General features: G+C 67.6%; 25 protein-coding genes. 10 read left to right on the forward strand and 15 right to left on the reverse strand.

Annotated elements, in window-relative coordinates:
* Positions 1 to 50 precede the first annotated feature (50 nt).
* Entirely contained in the window at positions 51 to 746 is a 696-nt protein-coding gene (locus tag F0U44_RS12055; protein ID WP_188113447.1) for an HNH endonuclease family protein, read from the forward strand.
* A 7-nt stretch (positions 747 to 753) separates the two neighbouring features.
* Here F0U44_RS12055 and F0U44_RS12060 read toward each other — a convergent pair whose 3' ends face one another.
* Together F0U44_RS12060 and F0U44_RS23010 are read right to left on the reverse strand one after the other, a co-directional pair.
* A complete protein-coding gene (locus F0U44_RS12060; protein ID WP_149728514.1) occupies positions 754 to 1896 on the reverse strand; it encodes a N(5)-(carboxyethyl)ornithine synthase in 1143 nt (380 codons plus the stop codon).
* Positions 1893 to 2030: a hypothetical protein gene (locus F0U44_RS23010; RefSeq protein WP_188113448.1), complete on the reverse strand. Its 138-nt coding sequence runs from the start codon at positions 2028 to 2030 to the stop codon at positions 1893 to 1895. Before F0U44_RS23010 ends, F0U44_RS12060 begins: the two co-directional genes overlap by 4 nt.
* Positions 2031 to 2133: 103 nt before the next feature.
* Between F0U44_RS23010 and F0U44_RS12065 the strand changes: the two genes are divergently transcribed.
* Genes F0U44_RS12065 through F0U44_RS12080 form a run of 4 tightly spaced genes read left to right on the forward strand, consistent with a single transcriptional unit; the run spans position 2134 to position 6065 of the window.
* The gene (locus F0U44_RS12065) at positions 2134 to 3096 is read left to right on the forward strand and encodes an MOSC domain-containing protein (protein WP_188113449.1); all 963 of its coding nucleotides are present in this window, start codon (positions 2134 to 2136) and stop codon (positions 3094 to 3096) included.
* 47 nt (positions 3097 to 3143) lie between these two features.
* Positions 3144 to 4547, forward strand: coding sequence for a hypothetical protein (locus F0U44_RS12070; RefSeq protein WP_149728516.1), 1404 nt, complete (start codon positions 3144 to 3146; stop codon positions 4545 to 4547).
* A complete protein-coding gene (locus F0U44_RS12075; protein ID WP_149728517.1) occupies positions 4468 to 5550 on the forward strand; it encodes a TIM-barrel domain-containing protein in 1083 nt (360 codons plus the stop codon). The genes F0U44_RS12070 and F0U44_RS12075 overlap by 80 nt, the downstream gene beginning before the upstream one ends.
* Positions 5547 to 6065 (forward strand): hypothetical protein, encoded by a 519-nt coding sequence (locus F0U44_RS12080; RefSeq protein WP_149728518.1) that lies wholly within the window; start codon positions 5547 to 5549, stop codon positions 6063 to 6065. The genes F0U44_RS12075 and F0U44_RS12080 overlap by 4 nt, the downstream gene beginning before the upstream one ends.
* A gap of 55 nt (positions 6066 to 6120) precedes the next feature.
* Here F0U44_RS12080 and F0U44_RS12085 read toward each other — a convergent pair whose 3' ends face one another.
* Positions 6121 to 6849: a hypothetical protein gene (locus tag F0U44_RS12085; protein ID WP_188113450.1), complete on the reverse strand. Its 729-nt coding sequence runs from the start codon at positions 6847 to 6849 to the stop codon at positions 6121 to 6123.
* A gap of 188 nt (positions 6850 to 7037) precedes the next feature.
* Between F0U44_RS12085 and F0U44_RS12090 the strand changes: the two genes are divergently transcribed.
* Entirely contained in the window at positions 7038 to 8069 is a 1032-nt protein-coding gene (locus F0U44_RS12090; protein ID WP_188113451.1) for a C40 family peptidase, read from the forward strand.
* A gap of 96 nt (positions 8070 to 8165) precedes the next feature.
* On the opposite strand, the gene F0U44_RS12095 is transcribed toward F0U44_RS12090, so the two are convergent.
* Positions 8166 to 8624: an MGMT family protein gene (locus tag F0U44_RS12095; RefSeq protein WP_149728521.1), complete on the reverse strand. Its 459-nt coding sequence runs from the start codon at positions 8622 to 8624 to the stop codon at positions 8166 to 8168.
* A gap of 177 nt (positions 8625 to 8801) precedes the next feature.
* Between F0U44_RS12095 and F0U44_RS23015 the strand changes: the two genes are divergently transcribed.
* A complete protein-coding gene (locus F0U44_RS23015) occupies positions 8802 to 8957 on the forward strand; it encodes a hypothetical protein (protein WP_188113452.1) in 156 nt (51 codons plus the stop codon).
* Between the two features lie 103 nt (positions 8958 to 9060).
* Here F0U44_RS23015 and F0U44_RS12100 read toward each other — a convergent pair whose 3' ends face one another.
* The 5 genes from F0U44_RS12100 to F0U44_RS12120 all read right to left on the reverse strand — a co-directional run bounded on the left by F0U44_RS12100 (position 9061) and on the right by F0U44_RS12120 (position 12648).
* Positions 9061 to 9888 carry an LAGLIDADG family homing endonuclease gene (locus F0U44_RS12100; protein ID WP_188113453.1) on the reverse strand — a complete coding sequence of 276 codons (828 nt, stop codon included), beginning with the start codon at positions 9886 to 9888 and terminating at the stop codon, positions 9061 to 9063.
* Between the two features lie 219 nt (positions 9889 to 10107).
* Positions 10108 to 10833: a hypothetical protein gene (locus F0U44_RS12105; RefSeq protein WP_149728523.1), complete on the reverse strand. Its 726-nt coding sequence runs from the start codon at positions 10831 to 10833 to the stop codon at positions 10108 to 10110.
* Positions 10834 to 10902: 69 nt separating this feature from the next.
* Complete coding sequence (locus F0U44_RS12110; protein ID WP_149728524.1) at positions 10903 to 11460, reverse strand: hypothetical protein; 558 nt, start codon at positions 11458 to 11460, stop codon at positions 10903 to 10905.
* A 215-nt stretch (positions 11461 to 11675) separates the two neighbouring features.
* A complete protein-coding gene (locus F0U44_RS12115) occupies positions 11676 to 12188 on the reverse strand; it encodes a hypothetical protein (RefSeq protein WP_149728525.1) in 513 nt (170 codons plus the stop codon).
* 52 nt (positions 12189 to 12240) lie between these two features.
* Positions 12241 to 12648 carry a hypothetical protein gene (locus tag F0U44_RS12120; RefSeq protein ID WP_149728526.1) on the reverse strand — a complete coding sequence of 136 codons (408 nt, stop codon included), beginning with the start codon at positions 12646 to 12648 and terminating at the stop codon, positions 12241 to 12243.
* A gap of 78 nt (positions 12649 to 12726) precedes the next feature.
* Between F0U44_RS12120 and F0U44_RS12125 the strand changes: the two genes are divergently transcribed.
* A complete protein-coding gene (locus F0U44_RS12125; protein WP_149728527.1) occupies positions 12727 to 13119 on the forward strand; it encodes a hypothetical protein in 393 nt (130 codons plus the stop codon).
* A gap of 54 nt (positions 13120 to 13173) precedes the next feature.
* Here the strand turns inward: F0U44_RS12125 and F0U44_RS12130 are convergent, their stop codons facing one another.
* On the reverse strand, positions 13174 to 14838 hold the full coding sequence (locus F0U44_RS12130) for a nuclease-related domain-containing DEAD/DEAH box helicase (protein ID WP_246160433.1): 1665 nt from the start codon (positions 14836 to 14838) through the stop codon (positions 13174 to 13176).
* Positions 14839 to 14903: 65 nt separating this feature from the next.
* Here F0U44_RS12130 and F0U44_RS12135 point away from each other — a divergent pair, with 65 nt between their 5' ends.
* Positions 14904 to 15806 carry a PGN_0703 family putative restriction endonuclease gene (locus F0U44_RS12135; protein ID WP_149728529.1) on the forward strand — a complete coding sequence of 301 codons (903 nt, stop codon included), beginning with the start codon at positions 14904 to 14906 and terminating at the stop codon, positions 15804 to 15806.
* A 143-nt stretch (positions 15807 to 15949) separates the two neighbouring features.
* Positions 15950 to 16459: an endonuclease/exonuclease/phosphatase family protein gene (locus F0U44_RS12140; RefSeq protein ID WP_149728530.1), complete on the forward strand. Its 510-nt coding sequence runs from the start codon at positions 15950 to 15952 to the stop codon at positions 16457 to 16459.
* 3 nt (positions 16460 to 16462) lie between these two features.
* Here F0U44_RS12140 and F0U44_RS12145 read toward each other — a convergent pair whose 3' ends face one another.
* The 5 genes from F0U44_RS12145 to F0U44_RS12165 all read right to left on the reverse strand — a co-directional run bounded on the left by F0U44_RS12145 (position 16463) and on the right by F0U44_RS12165 (position 22046).
* Positions 16463 to 16954 carry a hypothetical protein gene (locus tag F0U44_RS12145; protein WP_149728531.1) on the reverse strand — a complete coding sequence of 164 codons (492 nt, stop codon included), beginning with the start codon at positions 16952 to 16954 and terminating at the stop codon, positions 16463 to 16465.
* 49 nt (positions 16955 to 17003) lie between these two features.
* Positions 17004 to 17471, reverse strand: coding sequence for a 5' nucleotidase, NT5C type (locus F0U44_RS12150; RefSeq protein WP_223163658.1), 468 nt, complete (start codon positions 17469 to 17471; stop codon positions 17004 to 17006).
* A gap of 388 nt (positions 17472 to 17859) precedes the next feature.
* Entirely contained in the window at positions 17860 to 19539 is a 1680-nt protein-coding gene (locus tag F0U44_RS12155; RefSeq protein ID WP_149728532.1) for a TM0106 family RecB-like putative nuclease, read from the reverse strand.
* Between the two features lie 27 nt (positions 19540 to 19566).
* Complete coding sequence (locus tag F0U44_RS12160) at positions 19567 to 21075, reverse strand: ADP-ribosylglycohydrolase family protein (protein WP_246160435.1); 1509 nt, start codon at positions 21073 to 21075, stop codon at positions 19567 to 19569.
* A gap of 2 nt (positions 21076 to 21077) precedes the next feature.
* Positions 21078 to 22046: a TY-Chap domain-containing protein gene (locus tag F0U44_RS12165; protein WP_149728534.1), complete on the reverse strand. Its 969-nt coding sequence runs from the start codon at positions 22044 to 22046 to the stop codon at positions 21078 to 21080.
* Positions 22047 to 22073: the final 27 nt, after the last annotated feature.

Here is a 22073-nt window from a genome sequence, read left to right on the forward strand (position 1 = left end):
GACTCGCCACTTGCCAGCAGAACGTCACCACTCAGGGCATGATCCGCTTCGTGCGCCTTCCGTTGCTGATCGTCGTGGCAACGGTCTTCAGCGCGTCGGCCTGCTCGATCAACACCCTCTCGGTCGAGGGCCAAACGAAGGAGCCTGACCCGTCGCCGACGGCGTCGCCCGCTCCCCCGCCCGCCAAGCCCGCGAAACTCCTGTCCAAGCTGCGCGTCACCGAGCGCCGCCAGCCTGACGACTACGACCGCGACGCCTTCGGCAGTCCCTGGTCCGACACCGACGGCAACGGCTGCAACCAGCGCGACGACGTACTCCTGCGGGACGCAGTCCCCGGCTCGACCACCGTGGCGCAGCAGGACGGGTGCGACCACGACGTGCTCGCCGGCACCTGGATCGACCCCTACACCGGCAAGACGCTGACCTTCGACGACCTCAAGAACCTGTCCCAGGCTCAGGCGATCCAGATCGACCACGTCGTGCCGCTGGCCGAGGCCTGGGCATCAGGCGCGGACACCTGGTCCGACGACGAGCGCCGCAAATACGCGAACGACCTGTCGGAACTCCTCGCCGTCGACGGCCCGACCAACGCCAGCAAGGGCGACGGCGACCCGGCCGCGTGGCGCCCGCGCAAGGACTACCAGTGCGCCTACGCGCGGCGGTGGATCCGCACGAAGTACCGCTACGACCTCACCGTCGACCCGAGCGAGGTCAACGCCCTTCGGGAGATGCTCGGCTACTGCTGAGCAAACCTCACGCAATCCGGTACGGCGGCTCCGACTCCCGTCCCTGGAATTCCAGGATCGCGGGGTTCACCACCCGCCCGTCGCGGATCTCAATCGCGCGGGTCAGCGTCTCGTCCGCGTCCCACGAGGCGCCGCCCTCGAGGACCGGCCGAAGGAAGGGCAGGAGCGCGTTGCTGTTCTCCCACGTGGCCGAGCTCCAGAGGTACGACGGGCTGTGGTCGACGCCGTAGTAGAGGACGTTGTCGCCCACCAGAAACGCTGGCTCTTCGAAGCTGGTCGGCCTCGCCCAGCTGAAACCCATGCCGAGGTCGCACGACACGTCGACGATGACGCTGCCGGGCCGGAAGCCCTTGAGGTCGTCCTCGACAAGGTAGATCAGCGGGTCGTTGGGGTCCTGCAGCGTGCAGTTGATGACGAGGTCGTTCTCAGCGAGGTACGCCGGCAACGGCTCCCGCCCGCGCTCGGTGATCACGTGGCTGGGCATGCCATCGCCGGGGTCGTGCTCGAACTGACGGATCCGCACCGAGTGGATCGGTGCGCCCACCGCCGCGACGGCACGGTTGGTCAGGACCGCGACCTCGTGCACGCCGTGCGCGTTGAGTGCGGTGACAGCACCGCGCGCAGTCGCGCCGAACCCGATCACCACCGCACTCAACCGACGGCCGTAGTTGCCCGAGAGGCCCGCCAGCTCCATCGCGTGCAGCACGGAGCAGTAGCCGGCGAGCTCGTTGTTCTTGTGGAAGACGTGCAGCCCCACCGCACCGTCGCGGGTCCAGTGGTTCATCGCCTCGAACGCGATCAGGGTCAGGCCCCGATCGATCGCAACCTGGGTGAGCTCAGCATCTTGGACGCAGTGCGGCCACCCCCAGAGCACCCGCCCCTGTCCCATCTCTTTGACGTCGGCCAGCTGCGGCTTGGGCAGCAGTACGACATCGGAGTCAGCCAGGATCTCTTCACGCGTGGCAAAGCCAGCCACGTGCGGTGCCAGTGAAGCGTCGCTGGCGCCGAACTTTGCGCCGTACCCGTGCTCCAGAGTGATCCGCGCCTGCAGATCAGCGTCCAGGTGCGGGATGTGCTCGGGGTGAAGGGGCAGGCGGTGCTCGTTTTCCTTCGCCGAGGAACCGACGACGCCTAGCCCCAGAAGCGTCATTTCTTCTTCGTCGGGTGGATCTGGTCAGAGAACGTCGACTCCACCGAGCCCTTGGCGCGCTTCTCCGCGCGTTTCTCCTTGATAGATTTCCCGGCCTTCTTGGACATGTTCTGACGCGGCGACTTGTCGCTCATGGCGAGTCTCTCTGAGAGGAAGCCTGAATGGCCCCGTCTTGTGACTGTACGCCCCTTTCGGTCCGCGACCCGACGGACTAGCGTCGCAAGACGTGAGGACCCTGTGAACGTCGGCACCGTGGCAGAGCTGTGGCGCTATCCGGTCAAGTCGATGGGCGGCGAACAGGTGACGTCGTCGGTCCTGGATCGCCGGGCTCTGCACGCGGATCGCATGTGGGCGGTCCGCGACCTGGAGCTCCACGCGGTCACGACCGCACGCCGGCTGCCCGCGCTGCTCGGGTGCACGGCCCGCTTCATTGCAGAGCCACCGGCGGGCGTCGGCCCGGGTGATGTCGCCGATGTCATCGTCACCTTCCCCGACGGCACCGAGGTGACGAGCACCGACCCCGCAACGATGGACGCGCGCCTCAGCGAGCTCGTCGGCAAGCGGGTCGCGCTCGTACCGCTCCCGCCGCTCCACGACAAGGCCGCCTACCGCGGCGTACTCACCTCGAAGAAGGACATCCGCCAACAGTTCGGCGTCGCGGATGACGAGCCGCTGCCGGACTTCTCGATGTTCCCGCTCAGCATGCTGGCGCGGCTCTCGATCTACGCGACCCCGATCGGGATCTTCGCCGACGCCTACGCCCTGCACATCGTGACCACCTCGAGCCTGCGGACGATGGCGGCGCTGGGCGGCGACTTCGACGTACGACGCTTCCGCCCCAACATCGTCATCGACAGCCCTCTCGACGGGCTGGCCGAGCAGGAGTGGATCGGCGGCACCCTGCGCTCCGGCGCCGTGAGCATCCCCGTCGAGATCCCGACGATCCGCTGCACGATCCCGCTGCGGGAGCAGGCCGGCGTGCCGGGCGATCCCCAGGTGATGAAGACGGTGTCCGGTCACGGCGAGCGCTGCTTCGGTGTGTACGCCGACATCGCCACTCCCGGCACGCTTCAGATCGGCGACGCCGTCACCCTCGAACCACCCCGAGCGCAGAACGCCGTCACGGCTTCTCTCGGGCGGATGTCGGACCGGATCAAGCGCAACGCCGTCCGCACCGGGAACAAGATCCTGCCGAAGTAGGGGCCTCGCCAGTGTGACAACAGCCGCACGCAGTCGTTGACTGAAACGTGTTCCACCGAAGCATCGCCCTCGCCGCCGCAGCAGCCGCCGGCTCCCTCCTGGCGACATCGCTGATCAGCGCGCCAACGACGACCGCCGCCGCCACAACGACCCAGGCCGCGCTCCCCGCGAGCCTCGTGGTCGACGCCGGCGGCGCCAGCGCAGAGATCACCACCGCCCCCTTCGGCCTCGCCTTCCGCGACGCGAGCGGCAACGAGGTGCTGGACTCCGTCCCGGGCGAGGGCGGGCCCACCCTGTCGCTTCACCTCTCCGACCTGCTGGGCACCCTCGGCGACACCGATGTCGTGCCGTCGCGATACGCACCGATCACGTTCACCACGGGCAATGTCGTGATGATCCAGGAGCCGCAGTTCCCCAGCGTGACCGCCAACCCGTTCCTCAACCTGTCGGCCGGCATGACCTACTCCCTGACCGACGTCCTCGCCTCGACCCGCCTCGACGACGGCGGGGTGCGCCTGACCGTCGCGACCGACGACCCGACGGGCCGGAGGGCGATCGTTGAGGTGCGGCCCGACAAGGGCGACGCCGTACGCACCCGGGTGCAGTTCCGGCCCGCAACCGGGATCGCGTTCGTCGGAGCGGGCTTCACCTCCGGAGAAGACGAGGCGTTCCACGGGTTCGGCGGCCGCCGCAACGCGATCGACCAGGCCGGCGAGAGCTTCTTCAACTGGATCGAGCAGACGATCTTCGACGTACCGGTGCTGGGCGGACAGCCGCAGACCGGTTGGTACCAGCAGGCCCAGTTCGTCTCCTCCCGTCCCTACGGCTTCTTCCTCGAGCAGAGCGAGCTCTCCCGCTGGCGGATGCGGTCGGACCGCGACGACGCGTGGCAGGTGCAGAGCAACTCGCCCGGGCTACGGTTCACCGTCGCGCCCGGCGCCGCGCCGGAGGCGATCCGCACCCTGACCGCCATCACCGGCCGCACGCCGGTACCGCCGCGCTGGCAGGTGGCGCCGATCTTCGCCCAGACCCTCAGCGGCGGTACGACGGGCAAGTCGCCGGAGGACTACGAGGCCGAGATCCGCGCCTCCATCGCGAAGATCGACGAGCTCGACCTGCCCTACCAGGCGTTCAGCTTCGAGGCGTGGTGGCTGCTCCAGCGCATCGGCAAGCTCGACGACATCATCGCCCTGATCAAGAGCCACGGCATGCACCCGATCGTCTACTTCCGCGCCTGGGCCGGCAACGACGGCCAGGGTCTCGAGGACGACGCGGCGTTCGCGACCGCGAAGGCGGAGGGGTACGGCGCCACGCGCGCCAAACGGTTCGCCGTACGTCTTCTCCGACACCCTCGCCCCCCTCAAGCGCGCGGTGCAGCTCGACTTCACCAACCCGGCGACCGTGGCGTGGTGGCGCGACCGGGTGCGCGCGGTGCTCGACGCGGGGGCTGACGGGTTCATGCAGGACTTCGGCGAGCAGACGATGTGGAACATGCACTTCGCGGACGGCTCGACCGGGCAGTCGATGCACAACCGCTACCCGATCCTCTTCCACAAGACGACCCGGCAGATCGTCAACGAGTGGCACCAGCAGCACCCGGAGCGGACCACGCCGATGTTCTACGTGCGCTCGGGCTACTCGGGGCGGCCGGGGTCAGCGGCCTACGAGTCCGCCAACTGGTGCGGCGACTACGAGTCGAGCTGGAGTCGTATGACGGGCATCGGCGCCCTGACCACCGACATGCTCAACCGGGCGATCGGCGGTGCCTACGGCTTCCACTGCGACACCGGCGGCTACATGGACCTCCTCTCCGGCTCGACCACGCGCGAGCTCTTCCTGCGCTGGTCGTGGTACGCCGCCCTCACGCCCGGCAACCGCGTGCACGGCGGGCCGGTGCTCGGGCAGAAGTTCCCGTGGAGCTGGGACGCCGAGGCCGCGCAGATCCACCGCGCGTCCCTCCTGCTCCACCGCGCCGCGGAGCCCTACATCCTCAGCCTGTGGCGGGAGGCGAAGAGCACCGGCATGCCGATCACTCGCCCGCTCTGGCTGGCCTACCCGGACCTGCCGGGCGTGGACCAGCTCGACCAGGAATACCTGCTCGGGCCCGACGTCCTCGTCGCTCCCATGGTCACCAAGGGCGCCACGACCCGGGAGTGGTCTTCCCGCCCGGCTGCTGGGAGCGCCCGGAGACCGGCGAGCAGTATTCGGGGCCTGCCACGGTCACGGTGCCGGCGCCGATCGACCAGCACGTCTACTTCTTCACGTGCGGCACGACGCCCTTCACGCCCCCGAGTTAACGCTGGGCAAAGTCGGCGATGCGGCAGGCTCGGGCAGATAGGAGCACACTGGAGGGGTGTCCCGCTCGGACTGAGTCCGGTCGCTGCACGACCTCGAGTCTCTGACGCCGCCCCATGCGGCCCTCGGAGCACTACCGAAGGACGACTGCACCAATGACCGACCGCGAAGTCTGGGCCGAAGCTGCCTACAAGATCCTCGGCGGCGTCGCCGGCAACTATCACGCTGTCGTTGAGTACAGCCAGCTCGGCGACGAGATCCAGGCCCTCAGCGGCGTCACCACCACGCGGCCTGTCCGGAGCTGGATCGGCAGCACCCTCGAGCTCGTCGCGGACCGCTGCGTCACCGAAGGCATCCCGCCCCTGACCGCGCTCGTGGTCCGGAAGGACACCGGCATGGTCGGTGAGACGTACGACGTCGTGCTCACCGCGATCGGCGCCGACCTGATCCCCGATGTGATGCAGCGCGAGAAGCACGCCGCCCAGTCCCGGCTGCAGTGCTACCAGTGGGCCAACGCCGAGGGCCTCCCCCCCGATGGCGGCCGCGCCGCCCTCGCCCCCCGCCTGGCCGCCTCCACCGCCCGCCACGCCAAGCTCAACCCCGCGCCGGCCAAGGTGTGCCCGAAGTGCAACATGGCACTCCTCCCCACCGGCGTCTGCGACAGCTGCTACTGACCCACGCGCCGGTGGTTGAGGTGCGAGCGAAGCGAGCCTCGAAACCCCGGCACCCTCACCCCAGCGCGACCCCGTCGTCGTCCTCAGGGTCGAGGTAAACGGTGATCGCGGCACCCACCGGGTAGCGCTTCAACGACTGCGGCGGCACGGCCTGGTCGAAGGCAACCCGGCGGCCGCCATCGAGCTCGACCTCGAACCGCCACACCGGCACCCCGCTGACCGCCCGCCCCGTATCGGCCGCTGAGGTCACGGTGGCCGGCGCGGTGACGCCGAGCGCATAGATGCGCTGGACGTCGCGCAGGGCAGAGACGTCGGGCGGCTGCGGCATCGCCTCGGCGCGGGCGACGACAGCCTCATTCTCGTGACGCCGTTCCTCCTTCGCCTCGACCCGGCGATCGGGCGCTCCGGCCGTGTGCGCCTCCCAAGCCGGCACGTGCAGTTCGTAGCCGGTGTCCCAGTCGATCCAAAGTCCGTGCGGGTCCTTGGGATCGACGAAGCACGGGATCCCGACCGCCGGCATCAGCCCGTAGGTGCGCCGCGGCCGCACGGAGTACCACTTTTTGCCCGCACCGACATGCCGCCCATCGACCCAGACCGGAGCCCGCCGCGCATCGACGAAGCGGTACGGCTCGCCACCCTCGACGTGGACCTCCCACTCGACCTCGAGCTCGACGGCCGTCTTCTCGTCGTTGGGGTTGCGCTCGCGCGTCCGATGCTGGAGCCCGTAGACCCGCGCCGGCGTCCAGCCGGACGGGCGGCGCTTGAGGATGCCCAGATCGCCCATGGTCGTGGCCTCTCGACGCGATCGCCTGATCATGGGATCGATCCCGCCATCATGTGCCAGCCGTGTTGGCAGAGCAATGGCGGCGCTGCGGTCTGCGCGATTGATGCGACGGGTCCCGAGAAACCGTGTGACAGTGAGCCATGCGAGCCCTGCCGGTGGTTGAGGTTCGAGCGAAGCGAGCCGTCCCGGTGGTTGAGGTGCGAGCGAAGCGAGCCTCGAAACCCCGGCTCCTAACCGCAGCCCTCACCGTGCTCCTCCTCACCAGCCTCGCTCCGCCAGCCAGCGCCAAGGATGTGGAGACAAGGCCGTCGTACGCCGCCCCGCGCCTCGCGCCCGGCCACAACGCCTGGGTCTCGGTGTCGGTGGCCCGGCTGTGGTTGTCTCCCGGCTCCCCGCGGCCGGTCGACCGACCGGCGCTCGCCCAGCCGGTCCGTTTCACCCAGTGGCTGCACGCCTTGTCGCTCAGCCAGCGCCGCGGCCTCTATTACCTGACCCCGACCGAGGCGCTGCTCGGCGACCGCGTGGTCGTGCTGCAGCTGCGGCCGCACTGGGCGAAGGTCGTCGTGCCGTCGCAGCCCAGCCAGAAGCACCGGCGCGGCTATCCGGGCTGGGTGCCCCGCAACCAGCTGACCACTCAACGCCCGCCGGTCACCGACGAGGAGGCGACCGTCATCCGGCGTACCGCATGGCTCCGCACCGACGAAACCGCCGCCACCCACGTGATGCCGATCAGCATCGGCACCCGCCTGCACGTCATGGGCCGGATCGGCCGCTACGTCCAGGTCGTCACGCCACTGGGCGCCACTCGCCGCATCCTGCAGGGCAGCGTGGTCCTCCATCCGTGGGGCACGCCGGCGTTGAAGCCCAGCCGAGCCGGGATCGTTGCCACCGCGAAGTCCTTTCTCGGACTCCCCTACCTCTGGGGCGGCCTGTCCGGCTTCGGCTTGGACTGCTCCGGCCTCACCTGGATCGACTACCGCCTGCACGGCATCCGCATCCCCCGCGACGCCCTCCCCCAGTCGAAGCACGGACGGAGACCGCACCCGCGCCGAGCCGGCGACCTGCTCTTCTACGGCTCCCCCGTGCACCACGTGACCATGTACCTCGGCCACAACCAGATGATCCAGGCCCAGGGAACCGGGACGAGGGTCAAGATCGACCCGACTTCGTTCCCACCGCTCGCCAGCGAGTACGCCGGCGCCCGGCGTTACCTCCCCTAGTCAGGCCTGGCGCGGTTGATCCGGGACGTCCAGGATGAGACGGATCGCGGACCGGACTGGGGTCAGTGGTTCGTCCGCCACACCGACCGTTGATGCCTAGCGAGTCGTCACGCAGTCGCGGCAGGAGTATTGAACGGTGTCGTGCTTCCAGCACGGCTCGGGCTCGCGGTACTGATTGGCGCGGGGCTTGCGCTCGATACCCTCGGGAATCGGCATCCGCGTCGCCCTGTCCATGTCAACGCGGCCATCGTTGGCGAAAGGCACGCCTTCTTCCGCAAGTTTGCCGCGGGCGAAGTTGACCCACTGCTCGCGCGGCCCCGTTATCTGGTCGGCGTCGAGCAGCGAGCCGTCCGACCGCACGACGCGCCACCACGGAAGCGGGTCCAGGCTGGTGCCAGCGTTGGGCCTGTGACCCAGGATGGTCGCCACCGTCCTAGCGTGGGTCGTGGGGCGGCCGACCAGTGCAGCAAGGTCGCCGTACGTGATGACCATGCCTGCGGGAATCGACGCACAGGCGTCGTAGACCTCGTTCGCGTCGTCGCGGGTGGTGCTCATGTGGTGCTCCTTCGGTTCGCGGGGACTGTAGCGACTGGGACCGACAGATCGCAGCGGCATCGCCCGCCGGCCGTGTCCCCGATCGCATCGACGAGACCGCGAGCATGGAAGGCACCACTGACAAGGGGTGGATCACCTGGACCCAAGGCTTTGTCAGGGACGCAACTGGCGTCACCCGTGCACACCTCCACCGGTCTCGACATCGAGGCCTCGGTCGCCGGCAACCGGTTCGCTGCGTGGTGGCCGTCCAGTGACCAGAGATCCGACCACCCGGCCGAGACGTGGTCGTACACACTGCACCTCGCCGACGGGAGCAATCGGCACGGCAGCTGACCTGACCGCGGCAAACTCGCCTTTGCATGAGACCCGAGGACAAACCACGTCGGACAACTCTCTGCCGCGAGCATGGCCCCTGCCGAATTCAGATGCGCCGAACCTAGATCTCGTCCCCGCTAAGTCGCCAGCGACGCATAGCGACACTCTTGACAGTGCGACCGAGGGCCTCGGCTGCCAGGTCCACGGGCTCGTTGAGTACGACCTCGTCCTCTGCGTCTGTCCAGGCACGGCGAGTGACGCCGTATCTGGCAGCCCTAGCCGGCTCCGGGCACCACGCGCCCACCTTGAGCGCGGCCTCACGCTTGCGCCTGATGCCGATGACATGCGGTTCGTGCCATGCCCACGCCGCGAGCCGCGCAGCGGCAACATTGGCCACCATCACGTTGTGAACGCCGTCGCGTGCATTCGGCTTGCTGTTTCGTCGAACCCCAGTCACCTCCAGAATCACCGCGCTGACATATTCAGCGATTGCCGGACTAGCAGTGACCATGCTGATGAACGGCATGCCTCGAGCCGTGAACCCGACCGAACCGTCTCCGTCGAGCAGTCCTCGGAAATAGTCAGCCGCGACGAATGTTCGCGAGGGCGGACGGATCGAATCGGATTTGCGTCCAGGCGGAACGCCGGCAGCGGCCAACTCCTTCCGGGTGGCCTGGTCGAAAAAGCTGAGGGTCGCCGATCGGTACTCGGAGCGAAAGTTCGTCGTTCGCGTGCGAAAACGAACCGATCCGTAGCAAGGCAAACGCACACGGATCTCCTCGAGCACGTGGGCATCTCGAGCCGCCAACTCGAGGCATACCTTGCCCTTGCCTTCGACGTCACCATGGTGGTGACCGTCGGTCTGCAGCAGACCGACGATGTATGCCGCGTCCGGTTTCGTCAGATCATCAAACACCTGTGCCTCCCGAGCAGTTCGACCGATGCTCACGGTCCCCTGGAGGTCCGACACAAAGCTGCCGGGTCGCAGCGGCTCGTACGTCCTCCGCGGCCGCGGCAACGAGGCGTCGCCAGCTCCGCTTCGTACGGCGTGGGTGACCGGATGTCGCGGCCGAGCACCTGGCGGACCCTTCAATGTCGACGACCTGGCCACCAGACCGACGGTGCGCAGCTCCCCAAAGTCCGGTCGCCCACCCACGGCAATCCCCTGTCAGCTGGAGCAGTTTCCGAGTGCCCTCACAACGAGCCCGGTCGGGTCCGCGTTCGGGTTGGTCCAGTCGGCGCGACCTGGGTGAGTGAGCTGGACGACGCTCGGACCTGGGCCGGTGTAGGTGCACGAAGCCCAGGAGCGGTTCGCGTAGGTCTCGCGGAACGTGTCGGCGAGGGTGTGCGCGCCAACCTTCGACCGCACGAACCCGGCAGGGCGCGCCCCGAAGCAGACCACGACCTTGACGCCGAGACGCTCGATCATCTTCGCGTGGAGCGGCCAGCACTCCTCCGCCCAGCGGTTCGCTTCGTCAGGGTCGAGATGGCTCGCTTGGGGGCTGCGAACGTAGACGATGTTCGAAACGGGAACCGCGCCCGGATCCAGCCCGAGGACGTCAAAGAGATGGAGCACTCGGCGCTGCATGGGAGCCTGGCCCCGAGGGTGGAGATGACGGCCTACCATCCACTGACCGTCTCGGTACTCCGAGTAGTCGGCAGGCCTGTCGAACAGAAGCTCGGCGAGGTTCCCGGCGACCGTGTCGGGACCTGGCTCGCCCCCGGGGTTGTCGCCAAGGACGTAGACGGGACGCGAACCGGTCCACGCTGCGCGCCCGGTGTAGAGCGCTGTTCCCGAGAGACCTCGAAGGCCCTCAGGGATCGCAGCCGTCAGCTCTTCGGCGAGAGGGTTGCTTGCCTTCGCCTCGGCAGCGGGGTCAACGTTGTTGGTCATGCAGTTCTCTCATTCCTAGCGCTTCCGAACATCCAGCGACAGGCGCCCCCACAGGTGGGTGCAGCCGCTTCAGCAGAGACAGTCGCCTGACGCGGACCGCTCCGTGAAGCAGTCACCGCACGTGTCGCGGATGACCGCGGCGGGCTGGCGTCGCGCCGTCCTGGCGCCTGGCCGGGGGCCGGAGCGGCGGACGTTGTAGTGCGCGAAGCACTTCTCCTGGCGTTCGATCTTCTGCTCGTCGGTGTGCTCACGCCAGTAGCCCGATCCGAGGCCGGTCGTGGCACTCACCACCAGCGTCCACAGTGGAGGCAGGTCTTCCGAGAGACACAGAGCAACGATCGGATTGATCGCCTTGCCGCCGGTGGTCCGCGGGTTGCCGCGTCCAACGAACTCCACGAACTCCGTGAAGGTCATGGTCTTCCCCTCCTGCGCTCGGCGGATCAGCTCGGGAAGTACCTTCTGCGCGTCAGCAACCCGGCGGGCGTGCCGCGGGTCGGAAAGGTCGTCCAGGTCGAACTCGTAGACGTAGTCCTCCCGGCGCCCGCCGTGGGCAGCCAGGAATTCAGCCAGGTCCGCGGGCGGGTTCTCGAACAGCTGCTGGACGAACTGCGTGACTTTTTCATGCATTGGGTTTCCACCTCTCCATCGAGGTGCGACCCCCAGATGTACTTGTCTTCCGGCTGCCCTCTCGCAGCCGAAGGCAGGATGGCACGGGCGTCCGACACTTCATTCTGCGCTGACCTCGCCGACGTTCAATGCTCCCTCACTCGGCTCGCGAGGAACTCCGTGCCATTGGCCCTCTTATCCCGAAAATTCGGCCGAGCCGCGATCGCCTTCACCCCTCAGGACGGGCCAATCCGGCGAATCAACTCGTCGTCTCGCGTGAGGGTGGCGCCCGTTGCCTCCGCACACGCGAGCAGGCGCGCTTCCTCGATCTCGGCGACCTCGAGGAATTCACCATTGAGCGCGGTGTCCCTCACGACCCCGAGACCCCAGTCAGCCGGCAGGTGCTCGCGGGACATCGAGGCAGCCATGGGCGGCCAGTCACCGTCCTGCACATTGCCGAGCTCTTTGACATCGAAAGGCTCGTCGTCGGCCTCGTCGAGATCGTCGAGGTGGAACGGCGGGTCCAGAACCGTTCCTTCCGTAGCGAGTCGACGCGCCTCTCCGTATGTCGAGGCGGCTTGCCACCGCGCTAAGTCGGCCGCGACCTGGTCCGCCCATGCGCGGCGCACCACCACGAGCGTTCGCATGAACGGGTCGTACCCGTAGACGAGCGCGGGGCCGTCGTACGGCGCGAGCTTCTCGGGCTCAGCGGGGGTCACGGGGATCTTGTTCGGGTCGATCTGTGCCATGACCGCAGCGTCACAGGAGGGTCCGACACATCAATTGGGCGATGGAGCACGCTCAGTCCGCCGCGTTCAGCATGTTGAAGATGCGGACCTTCCCGAGACTCTGCTGGAGCGCAGTGATCAGCTCGTCGTCGCTCAGGGACGCCACGTCAGTCTCCTCGTCCCCGGACACGTCGTCTCTCCGAAAGGGACCGAGGTCGGACACATCCTCCGCGCACGAGCGCACCAGTTGGACCAGGCTCATCGGGAAGTCGATGCCGAAGCAGACTCCCTCGACATTGCCGTCAATCGTGACCTCCAACGACTCCGGGCCACCCTCGACGCACCAACCCTCTGCGACGCCGATCGGCCGGCCGAAGAGGAACATCAGGAGGGTCTCGATATCGCCTATGCCCTCGATGTCGACTATCGCGAGAAGCTGCTCGGAGTCGTCGCAAACCGTGGTGAATCGCGTGTCCGTCACGGGGTGATTGTTCCGCCTGGGTCCGACAGATCTGACGGCCCAGGTGGTTCTGTCGGATGCTCCTGAAACGATCGTCTTGTGAAGGATTTGAGGACCGGCGACGCCTTGACGCGCGCCCAGCTTTTGAAGTTCAACCCGCTCTGGGACTCGCGCGACCGCGGCGTGATCGCCGAAGACATCGACACCTTCGGGGGGATGGCGTTCCAGTACTACGAGGCCGGCTACAACCGCGGAGTCAACGTTTTGAACGCCGCCGAGGAGGTCCTGTTCTCCGTCTCGCCGGGCACGATCTACTACGGCGGTGGCCGCTCCCGACCGGGCAGCGTTTACCTCGGTTCTCACGGCGGCCACGTGTACAGGACGTCACGGGCGGGCAGCGGCGGCGGAAAACCTCCGCAGGCTACGGGTGATGTCTGCACGCGGTGCTTCCAGCAGATGTCGCTCACGGGCGAGTGCGCGAACTGCGACTGACCAGCGGGCGCATCCGGCTCAACCGACTGGATGCCTCGCCGCGATGCAACGCCGTCAGACTCCGAGGCGCCGGGCGACCTCAGCCCCACCCACCAGTCGCACGACGTCAGGGTCACCCACCACGACCAGTCGGTCCGTCGCCCGCGACATGCCGACGTACAACCGCTCGCGGGCACGGTCCCGCGTGCCGTCTTCGTTGAGGCACAGCACGACGGCTGGGCGCTCGAGGCCCTTGCACCCGAGGACGTGACCGAAGAAGACGTCTTCCTGCGCGAAGTAGCCATCCCAGTACCGCGCGTGTCCGAGCCCCTCGGTCAGGTCGACCTGGACCGGGTGCCGGTTGCCGGTCGTGATGAGCGCGATCGACCCGTCTCGCCAGCCCTCGTCCATCAGCCGCTCGACCTGGCCATCGGCGACCTCCACCGCTTCTGAGGTCTCACACGCCACGAAGGTGACGGCGGGTCCGTCACCGCCGCGGGCGTACATCCGGCTGGGCGCCATCGAGCCGAACGCCTCGAAGACCTGCTTGGTATTGCGCAGGCAGTGGTCGAGCACGAGCGGCACGAGCTGTACGGGCGGGCGTCCGAAGCGATTGAACACGCGCTGGTGCTCGTCGGAGTACACATAAAGCCCACCGTCGTCCTCCGACCGGAGCGATCGGAGAAGGGGCAGCCACCAGTTGTCGGCGAAATCCTGCGCCTCGTCGACAACGAACGAGTCAAAGCGTTTGCGGTCGGGGAGCTCCGCGGCAAGGTCGCTCATGATTGCCGGGAGCTGCTCCTCCCAAAAGGCGCTGTCCTCCCTGGTCCCACTCGGCGCGCCCCACAACAGGCCGAGCTCCTCGAAGGTCCCGACGAACGCCGGCCGCTCCTGCCGCCGCCAGGTCGCGACGACCCGCTTGAAGTGTTCGGCGAGGCCGATCGAGTAGCAGAGCAGCGCAACCCGCTGCGCCTTGCGATCAGCCAGCCCTCGACTGAGCTCCTTCGCCTGCTGAAGAGCGAGCACGGTCTTGCCACTACCCGCACCGCCGCGGACCTCGACCCGATTGAGCAGCCGTGTGACCTTCAGGATCGTGGCCTGCTCCTGGGTGAGTCGGTCGGCCGTCGCGGCACGGTCGTCGGCCTCGGCGTTGACGTCGTACGACGTGTGGTGCCGGCCGCCGAGGATCTCCGCGATCAGTTCCACATCGTCGTAGGTCGGCGGGCGCGACCCGTGGCCGAGACCCCAGGTGTTCTGGGTGGCGCGGTCGCTGAGGGTGGCCTGGTCGTCGCGGTCGTGCAGCGCCCAGCGGGGCAGGTCGGGGATGACGAAGTCATTGCCGAAGGTCGAGTACGGCGTCACCACGCCGTGCGCCCATACGATCCGACCTCGGCTCCCCCACCGCGGGTCGTTCTCGACGTAGTGGCGCAGCGAATGCTTCGCGTCTCTGGCCTGGTCGACGGGATGGATGCGCCGCTTCTCCTGGCCGTACTGCGACCACCAGTGGACCTGCCCGTCGTCGTCGGGCGCCGCCCACACACTGCCGCCCTTCACCTCCAGCACCAGGCAGCCGACGTCGGGCAACAGGACGAGGACGTCGACCTCGTGGTCCTTCGCCTCGTCGGTCAACCTGATGTTCGCTAGCAAGATCGCGTCGTCCGGGAGGGTGTCGCGGAGCAGCGCCCAGACCTCCTCCTCCGAGGCGGTGATGAATCGCGGCTCCTGCGGGATCGTGCGCACCAATGCCTTCTCCTCCCCAGACGTTCGCCCACATTCTGTCGGACACGTGCGCTACAAATCTCTCTATGAGCGTCACCGATCCCTCGCTGCCCTGGAACGACCCGGCGTGGGCTGAGGCGGCGGACAACAAGTGGCAAGCCCGGCTGCGACGACAGCAGGCGTGGTGGCGGGACACGGTGCTCGGCATCCCCGCTGGCCCCAGGATCGGTCATGACCGCTTGGTCTCGTCAATGCTTCCTGCCGATGTCGGGCTCTCGCCGAACCTGATGTGGAAGGAAGCGGTCGACGCCGCGGAGGCAGCGATCGCAGCCATCCAGAACGAGAAGCGGCCGGGCCTGATCCAAGAGGAGCGGCTCCGACGCAACCTCCTGTCGTCCCAGCCGCTCTGCTTCAACCTCTTCGGCTTCCTGAGCGCCCACCCTGAGTCGCTGCTGCCGTGGGTCCGGACCCTCCAGCCATTGGCGATGACTGTCCACGAAGTGCTGCTGGAATGGGCGCCGCCGAAGGGCGCGATCGGACGCTCAGCATTCGACGCCTTCGTCTCCTACGAGACGGAGGCTGGCAAGCGCGGCTTCGTGGGCATCGAGGTCAAGTACGCCGAGGATCTGGCGGCGGCACAACGCACACCGGCCGATGAGAAGTACATGACGGCGACGCGATCCGGCCTGTGGAAGTCCGGTGCGATCGAGCGGCTCGACCGGCCCAAGTTGCGCCAGTTTTGGTACAACCAGCTCCTTGCTCAGGTCGTCCTGTCGTCCGGTGAGTACCACGAGGGCTTCGGCGCCATCGTGGCGTGCGCAGCCGACCAGCCCGCGCAGGATGTCGCTGCGACCGTTGCCGGCGAGCTGACCGATCCGACCACCCTGCGGTTCTGCTCGATCGAGGACGTCGTCTCCTCGGTCCATGGCCACGAGGACTGGCGAAGCCGCTTCACCCAGCGCTACCTGACCTATGCCGAGCGCGAGTGAAGGACGTTCCCGCGAACACGTTGCGAATAGGAACGTGGAACCTCGATGCCCGCGGGACAGAGGGCCACACTCGCTTCCTGAGCGGCCTCGCATGTGACGTGCTCTTGCTGACCGAAGTGCCCCCGGCTCTTGAGATTCCTGGCATGGCCGCACACCACACACGTGAGCGCATGGCGCCGGGACAATCATGGTCCGCGGTCTACGCACCCGCGCTCGATCCGCTGCCCGATCCCCATCCGACCTCTGCGCTCGCGCTCGTCGCGGGTGTTCGGGTATGCGCCACGGTGCTTCCGTGGCGCGGCTGCGCCGACTGGTATCCCTACGTCAGAAGCGGGCAGGGGAAGACGGAGTACGCCGTTGATGCGGTCGTCGCCGCCGGGCCGACGATCTGGGGTGGTGATTGGAACACCTCGTTCGCTCCAGGCGGCTATGCGGAGTCGAAGTCCAGCCGAGCGCGGGTGCAATCAGCCGTCGATCGACTCCTCCTGACGGTCGCGACCGAGCAATCATTAAGTCAGGCCGACGACGACTGTTCGATCGACCATGTCGCGGTGCCGCAGGCGTGGCACATCCACGCTGTCGCACGCGTCAGATCTGGCAGGCTCTCCGACCACGACGCCTACGTCGTCGAGGCTATGCCTAGGGCGCTTTGAGGATCAGAAGAAGGTGTCCGGAATCTCGATTCGGGGCCCAAGGAAGTCGACCTCGACCGTCGCGTTCTCCGGGAGGTGCCACAGCAGCGCCGCCGTGGCCATAGTGAGCTCGTCGAGGGCCTGCTCGAACGCGCCGAAGTCTTTCGATGCCTCGGCAGCGGCGAGGCGCGGCCCGACCCGCTGGTACAACGCGACCATGCTCTCGGTGCCCTCTTTCATACCGCTGAAAGGGCTCACCATCGACTGGTAGGCGGCGATACATTCGCCAAGAAAAAACCTCAGCCCGTCGTCATCCACCTGCGGGCCCGGCCGTGCCAACTGCACCATCTCCACCCTGGGTTTGGGAATGTCGGCAACGACTTGAAGACCGAACGCCTGCGCAACGGCAACGAACCAAGCGAGCCGACCTTCGCTGCCCTGATCCTTCGAGTGCTGGTCCCTGAATGCCTCCTGGCAACTAAGGATCAGTTCCATGAGATGGACCTCCCTCAGCATCGGTCGCCTCCTCGTTCGGATGCACGGCAGCCGACCATCGTCGTCCCGATCACGCTTGCCCCCGGAGGTACTCGACGACCGTCGGCCAGTCAGGGAACTCGGCGGACCCGAAAGCGATGACCTCGCCGTCGAACCTGTCAGCGCCGTTGTGCGCGGGCCGGTCGTCGATGAGGAAGTCGCCCCGGTTCAAGTGCTTGTGGTGCGACAGGATCAGCCGCTTGTATGCCGGCGAGTCCGCGTCGATGCCCAGGTGAAGGTGCACCCATTCGACCTTGTGCTGCCACGCCGAGGGGTTCTTCCACGGCGCCGTCGAGAGGATGTAGGTGTCGAACAGTGTCGACAGCTCCTGGAACGCCTCGACCGCGCCGGCAACCGGCGGCATGAGCGCGAAGATCCCGGGGATCTCGTCGGCCCCCTGCTCTTCGTACTTCTCGAGGATCGAGGGATGGATCCCGTCGAGCCGCGCCGTGAAGTCAACCAGGGTGTTGTCCATGTCGATGTAAAGGACCTTGTTCAAAGAAGTTGCTCCTGCTCTCCTGACGATGACGGAAGGTTCGGGCGAACCGCACAAAGACACGGCCAGCCAATAGCCGCATCTTGCCGCGAACCCCCGACAGAACCGGCTCCTCGCGGATGCGTCGCGCGGCCGCACCTCACGGTTGCGGCGGATCCGTCAGCGGGCGTTCTGCACTTCTCAGTTCCGTGGAATGCCTGGAGTCGCTCGGGTCGCGCTTGAGGAAGTCGTCCCAGACATGGAAACGAGGATCGTCGGGGCCGACGATCTCAGAGCCGTCTCCGATGATGCCGTCGGTCTCAGCGCGACGCGGGATTCGAATGTGGCCATCTGGGAGTCGTTCGGGAAGGGTCATCCCACTCCCCCGATCATTCCGCGGCGCAGACGGTGGTCACTCGCCATCATCTTGGGTCTTGCCACTCATTCCGATGCGAAGCGCCGCGGTTGCCCGTACGTCGTCCTCGTTGTATCGGAGGATTCTCGCCCGGCCAGCGTCGCGCACGACCTCGTCCTCGGCTGCCCGCGCCTCGATCAGCCACAACTGTGACTGGAGGCCACCAGCTTCGTCGTCGCGCCACTCGAACCCGAACGCCGGCGCCACCTGCTTGATCCCAAGCCCGCGGACGCCGAAGTAGTGCTCCCGGACAAGAGCGAGTAGGTCGACAAAACGGTCAAGAAGGTCGGCGACTGCGTCCTCCCCGAGAAGCCGCTTGAGGTAACTCGGCTCGGGGTGGGAGTAGTGGTAGACGAGGAGCGACTCCCCCGCCGTGTCGGCGGCAGCGATTTGGTCGCGCAGCCAGACGGCGAACGCCTCGGCGTGGGCCACGCAGCCGTCGGCGTCGAGTTCCGACCAGGAGACCACGGGGTGATAGACCGGCTCGGCACCGGCACGGTGGACGAGCGCGCCCCACAGGTAGACGCGGTCGTCGGGGTCCCACTCGATGTCGAAGTCGATCTCGACATCGGCGCGTGGAACGACGATCGGTCCGGTCGTGGTGCGCTCGAGAATGATCCCGTCGCGGATCATGCGGGCTCGTCGTACGGCGTCGCGGAGGCGGCCTAGCGGGTCCTTGAGGTGCGTGACCTCAGGAAGGTATGACGCACGGAAGGCCTGGTCATCGACGTCGAGGTCGGCCAGGTCAGCAACGTCTTTCACTCCGGCGGAGGCGAGCGCGGTCCATTCGCGAACGCTCAGACGCCCGGCGGTGATGTGCGCGCTCGCCAGGTCGTCGCCGACGAGGCCGCGGCAGTGGTCGTACCACGGGCACGAGTCGCACTCGTCGGTGAAGACGGGCTCGACCAGAGCCGCCTCACCCTGCGCTGCCGTCGTTGCGACCTTGAGTCGGAATCCCTGCTCATGGTCGTACCGCTCGAGCGCCGACCGCTTGGCCTTGCCCTGCGTCCGGGAGTAGGTCTCGAAAAGTGGCACCTCGAGGTCAAGCCACGTCAGGACGCGTCCGCTCAGAGCAAGGTTCGGGACGTTGTCCCGGCCGATGATGAAGCCGACCGCAGGACCGTCAGGAGCACGGCCGATGGCCTCCAGCATTCGCCAGTAGTGCGCGAGCTGGAGGTGGTCGTCGAACCGTCCGGTCGTCACGGCAGCGAGGCCGTCGACCTGCAGCTGAGTGCCCGGAGCAGAGAACGTGGAGTACGTCAGCGTCCCCTTCGCTCGCCGGGTCATCACCTTGTGGCCTTTGACGTCACCAGGGACGTATCGACCGGAAGCAACCCGCAACAGCACGTCCGGCTTGCCGGTCCGCCCCCCGACGATGTCGTCGGGGAGCCAGCCACCGAGGATCACCTCGATGCCCTCGTCCATAGCTGCCAGGGTCCGAGCGACCGCGTTGGCCTTGCCGCGCACGTCCGATAGGTCGATGCAACGGTCCGGACCGAGCTCAGCGACCAGTTCGGCGAAGACGGACTCCTCGAAGGCGATGCCGGCGTCGAACCGCATCTGCAGCTCGGCCGGCACTTCCCACGGGACCACTTCCACCGCCGGGTCCCACTCGTTGTGGATCCGGCGGGCGCAACGCTTCGCGTCATAGCCAGTCAGCAGCAGCGCTCGTGCCATGTGACGCCTCCCATCAGCGGACCGCTTTCAAGCGGTTGTAGCACCCTTGTCCGACGATTCGGCGAGAAGCGACACCGCGTCCCACACCCGACCCCGACCGCGCGTCGATGCCAGTGCGGCCTTCACGTCGCGCCGCGCGTCCTCGACGGGGTGTCCGAGCAGCACCGCGTACGCAACTGCCACGCTCGGCGTGCGCTGCTCAGCGGCGACGCAGTGCAGCAGCACACGCTTCCCCTCGGCACGCAACCCGCGGACAGCGTCGGCAGCGTCGTACAGCGTGAACTCGAGGTTCTCGTTGGCGGTGGGGTCCTCGCTGTCCATCAGGCGGGAGTGGAGCACCTCGGTCGCGCCGGCGAAGCACTCCTGGTTGCGGCCGACCCGGCACATCGAGACGACCGCGTCGACCTCGTGGTTGCGCGTCGCGTGGGTGCCGAGCAGCACGCCGTCGTCGTACGGGTGCGCGATGATCTTGGACGAGGCCGGCTCGCTGTACGGGACAACGTCGGCGGTCGGCCAGCCCTTCGGGTCGGGCTTGCCGCCGCCGATCGTGAGCGCAGCGAGGGAGACCAGGTCGATGCCGTCGAGGCCCGGCCATCCGTGAACCGCGCGGCGCCAGCGCCACGGTACGGCGCTTGCTCCCCAGCGCGCGCCGAGCAGCCCCCCGGCGATCGCGGCGACCGTGTCAGTGTCGTCGCCGATCCGGACCGCGTTGTGCAGCGCGTACTGGAGGTGGCGGCACGGCATCTGCTCGGGCACCTCGGTGGTGACAATTGCAGCGACCGCGGCTTGCAGTGCGACAACTGTGAACCCGTTCGGCCGGAACCGCGCACCCGGCACCACCTCCGCGCGGTTGGTCTCGACGTCGAGGGCGTCGCCGAGCCAGACCTGCCACTGAGCCCTACGCTCGGCGGGGATGAGGTCCAACCCGGCAACGATCTCGAAGCGCCCCTCAAGCACGGCCACCCGGATCGCCTCGCACCACAGCACACAGGAGTCGCCGGCCAGCGGGTCACCGTGTGTAAGTTCAGCGACGAGCCGCGCCGCCCCAGCGAGCTGGCTCCGGTCGTCGAGGTGGGCGAGCGCAACCGGCGCGGTCCGCATCAGGGCGCCGTTGCCGGCCGAGTGTGATCGGGCCGCGGCGTGGGCCGCGGCCTCCTCAGCCATCACTCGGGCGGTCCCCGACTCGCCCGTCGTCAGTCGAGTCCGCGTGGCTCTCAACACCGCGCTGGTCTGGATTCCGATGTCGGGCGGGTTGCTCCTGTGCCACTCCAGGAAACCCTCGGCGACCTGGTCGAGCGCGGCTTCAGTGGTGAGGTCGCCTCCGGTGGCCGCCACCCGGGAGATCGCGACCGCCATCGACGTGTCGTCGCTCCACTCGCCGGGCGCGAAGTTCCCGAGGCCTCCCCCGGTCATCGCGGCCTCGACGCCGGGCGCGGGCGGCATGGCGAATTCATAGGGCACGCCGAGCGCGTCCCCAGCGGCGGTGGCAAGCAGTACGCCGGCTGCGCGGTCACGTTGTGCGGTCGTCAGCTCCACGGTCATCCCACCTTCGCTCGGGTCCGGAGTACGAGGTCGTCCCTCGTGTTGGCCATGGCCCTACGGAAAACGTCCAACAGCTCGCCGAGGTGCTGCGGCACAAAAGGCAGCCCGGGCACCGCGATCTGCTGCCAGATCGCTCGATCACGCATCGTCCATCGGACCCATGGGTGGTCACGGTTGAGAATCCCGATCTCTACAGCGGTGTTGCGCTGCGAGCGCACGTCGTGGGCGACGCGAGCCAGGATCTCGACGGTCGGCGAGTCGTGACGGACCCTGACCCACACGAACTGGTCCATGTGCTCGAGGACGAAGTCACCGTCGTCGTCGACGTCCGGTGCCTCGTCGCAGATGGCTGAGAGTGCCTCGCTCACAGCCTCGAACAGCTCATCCCGGTCGGTCGGCTCCACAAATCGCGGACCCTTCTTCTTCGGTCGCGGCCCGACCTTCCTCCGCTTCGGTGCCTGCGGCTCGTCGATCGGAACGTCCCGCGTTGCGCAGATTCCGAGGACAGACGCCTCGGTGGCGGCCGGTCCCCAGACGTTGTAGGTCAAGAGCTGCGGATGTGCGATCCCGAAGTGGGACCGCAGGACGCGCACGACCTGGCACGCGACGTCGCCGACATCGGCGAGCGCCACCTCGGCGTACCAGTTCGGCTCGTCGTCGTCGTTGCCCTGCCAGCCCGAGCCCCAGAGGAAAGCGCAGCCCGTCTCGTCGAGCGCGTACTGCGGCAGCACGAAGGCGTTGCCGGAGATCTCTGCCCGCACCATCGTGCCGTCATCGAACGCGGCGAACTGCGCGTACGGCGGGCAGCCATGGCCGGGCCGGTCATGATCGGCAAGCTCGAGGATGAGGTGGTCCCCCTCGCTCGGGTCCTTCATTTTTCTCAAGTAGGCCGCAAGGCCCGCCTCGAGCTCGACCCACGCTTCGTCGAGCGCACCGCCCGCTGCCTCGTCTCGTACTGAATCCATACCGACCCCCTGACCATCTGAAGAACG

Source organism: Nocardioides humilatus, from assembly GCF_008373755.1.
GTDB lineage: Bacteria > Actinomycetota > Actinomycetes > Propionibacteriales > Nocardioidaceae > Nocardioides > Nocardioides humilatus.